Here is a 2,175-nt window from a genome sequence, read left to right as displayed (position 1 = left end):
TTTTCTTTCTAGGTCGGGTCGGGTATTTCGCGCTACCGAGGTCGAGGCGCGAATCGGCCATTACCGGCCCGAAGATGAAGCAAACGTCCAGTGAGAGGGTGGTTCGGTAGCTTTCGTCCCTTAGAGGTTTGGGTTGGCATGTGAATGTGAGCCGTAGTCGTAACCGGGGAGGCCCGGCCGCGTTGGGCTGATCATGAATGGACGTGCGGCGTATCCGAGTGACCTGACCGATGATCAGTGGGCGGTGGTCGGGCCGTTTCTGCAGGCGTGGAAGGACCGCCACCCGTCGGTGTCGGGGCATCAGGGCCGCTACGAGTTGCGGGAGATCGTGAACGCGATCTGACCGGTAAATAGCCTGTGCCACGGCGGGTTTTGGGTGCACGAACCTGACCGACTGTCGGGGTGGTAGTCGGTGTGGAACGGGGAGGGGATGGGTTAGGCGGCGGGTTGCAACGTCACGGCGAGTCCGAGGGCTTCGAGTTGTCGTATGAGGCTGGCGGTCTTGCGGCCGGTGTCGACACGTCGTTGGTAGAAGTCAGCGCCGAGGTCGTGGAATCGGGCGTCGGGGTTGGCCAGCAGATGCCAGACGATGACAAGCATGGATCGCGCGACGGCGACGAGGGCTTTGCTCTTGCCGCGGCGTTTCACCAAGCGCCGGTAGCGTTCAGCCAGGAAGGTGTCACCGCCGCGGGCTGCGGCGGCAGCGGCCATGCCGAGCGCTCCTTTGAGGTAGGGGTTGCCCTTGCCCGCTTTGCCGGCGCTGAGGCTGGTTCCGGACTGGATGGTCCGTGGGCAGAGCCGGGCCCACGACACCAGGTGCGCCGGGGTAGCGAAGCGGCTCATGTCAAGGCCGATCTCGGCGATGATCATTTGGGCGGATTCGGTGCTGATGCCCGGGATCTCGCAGAGCCGTTGCCAGGCGGTACTCACGGTGATCTCGTCTAGGGCCGGTTTGGCGTCACCGGATGGCTGTGGTGGATCGATCTCGGCCAGCACCGCGTCGATGCGGTCGCTCAGGTGCGCGATCTGCGTGTCGAGACGGTCGATCTGGTCGAGCAGGATGCGGGCCAGCTCGCCGTGGTGCTCCTTGAACCGGCCGGTCAGCGCTTCGATCAGCGCCGTGCGCTTACCGCGCATGCGGCCACGAGCCAGTTCAGCCAGTGTGTTCGGGTCATGCTCGCCGCGGATGAGCGCCTCGATCATGTCCCGTGTCGACAGCGTCCGCAGGCTGGATGCCACGGTAGTGACCTTGATCAACGCGTCTTCGAGGAGTTTCTCCATCCGTTGCAGATTGCGGGTCCGGTCACGGATGAGATCGACCCGCATACGGGTGTAGTCACGCAGTGCCCGGATCGATGCGGGCGGCACGAAGGAGGGCCGCAGCAAGCCCTTCTCGGTGAGCTTGGCCAACCACACCGCGTCGAGCTTGTCGGTCTTCGGCCGGCCCGGCACGTTCTTCACGTCCCGGGCGTTGACCAACTGCACGTCCAAGCCGGCGGCCTCCAGCAGGTAGAACCAGATCCGCCAGTAATCCGACGTGCTCTCCACGGTGACCTTCTGCACCTCAGCGGCGACAAGCTGGGCGGCCAGGTCGGTCACCGCGTTGGTCGTCGCGGCGACCTGCCAGACCCGGCTGCTGCGCCGTCCGGCCGTGCTGGGCAGCCGAGTGCAGACCGTCCCGAACTCCTTGGCCACATCGATCGCACACACACGCGCCAGGACCTGCTCACTATCCACATCCGGAAACTCCTCGGGCACCGCACGCATTCGCTCACGTCCTTCCACACCATGACCGACTGGAACACCAGGGCTGGCCACCCGGGGGCCTCGGTCGGGAACCGAAAATCTGACCGGCGTGCTCGAAGCAACAGTGCGTGACCCATCAAGGTCGGGGCCCCTGCGCCAGACTTCTACACGGCCTTCGAAGACCAAGATCGCACGGCGTCGACGGGTGACCAGCGCACCATTTTCACGCCTGCGAGGCGTTCGGGAACCGACCGGGTGACTTCTACCAGAACCGGACCGGCTGCCAGTGGGCGTACCTGCCACACGACCTGCCGCCGAAGTCGGCCACCTACTACTGGGCCTGCCCCGTTTTGACGGACATCCGAGATCAGGGGACCTGGGGTCTCCGGGAGGATGTCCAGCATCATGGAGAGCGTGGGTAAGAAGCGA

The 2,175-nt window shown here is 64.9% G+C and carries 1 protein-coding gene and 2 pseudogenes; 2 read left to right on the top strand and 1 reads right to left on the bottom strand.

Annotated features, from left to right (window positions below; translation table 11 throughout):
- Nucleotides 1-193: 193 nt before the first annotated feature.
- Nucleotides 194-340 (top strand): annotated as a pseudogene (locus K228_RS28035) (IS5 family transposase); the annotation flags it as partial.
- A gap of 95 nt (nucleotides 341-435) precedes the next feature.
- On the opposite strand, the gene K228_RS0124665 reads toward K228_RS28035, so the two are convergent.
- The gene (locus K228_RS0124665) at nucleotides 436-1,767 is read right to left on the bottom strand and encodes an IS110 family RNA-guided transposase (protein WP_025620752.1); all 1,332 of its coding nucleotides are present in this window, start codon (nucleotides 1,765-1,767) and stop codon (nucleotides 436-438) included.
- A 239-nt stretch (nucleotides 1,768-2,006) separates the two neighbouring features.
- On the opposite strand from K228_RS0124665, the pseudogene K228_RS30550 reads away from it, so the two are divergent.
- Nucleotides 2,007-2,117, top strand: a pseudogene (locus tag K228_RS30550) (transposase); the annotation flags it as partial.
- Nucleotides 2,118-2,175 lie beyond the last annotated feature (58 nt).

The organism is Salinispora cortesiana (genome assembly GCF_000484695.1).
Taxonomy (GTDB): Bacteria; Actinomycetota; Actinomycetes; order Mycobacteriales; family Micromonosporaceae; genus Micromonospora; species Micromonospora cortesiana.
Note: the sequence above shows the minus strand (reverse complement) of the source record. Positions and strands in the feature narration are given on the sequence as shown.

Excerpts from the sequence above, each read along its gene's own strand:
- K228_RS0124665 (WP_025620752.1), bottom strand. The coding sequence starts at position 1,767 with ATGCGTGCGGTGCCCGAGGAGTTTCCGGATGTGGATAGTGAGCAGGTC.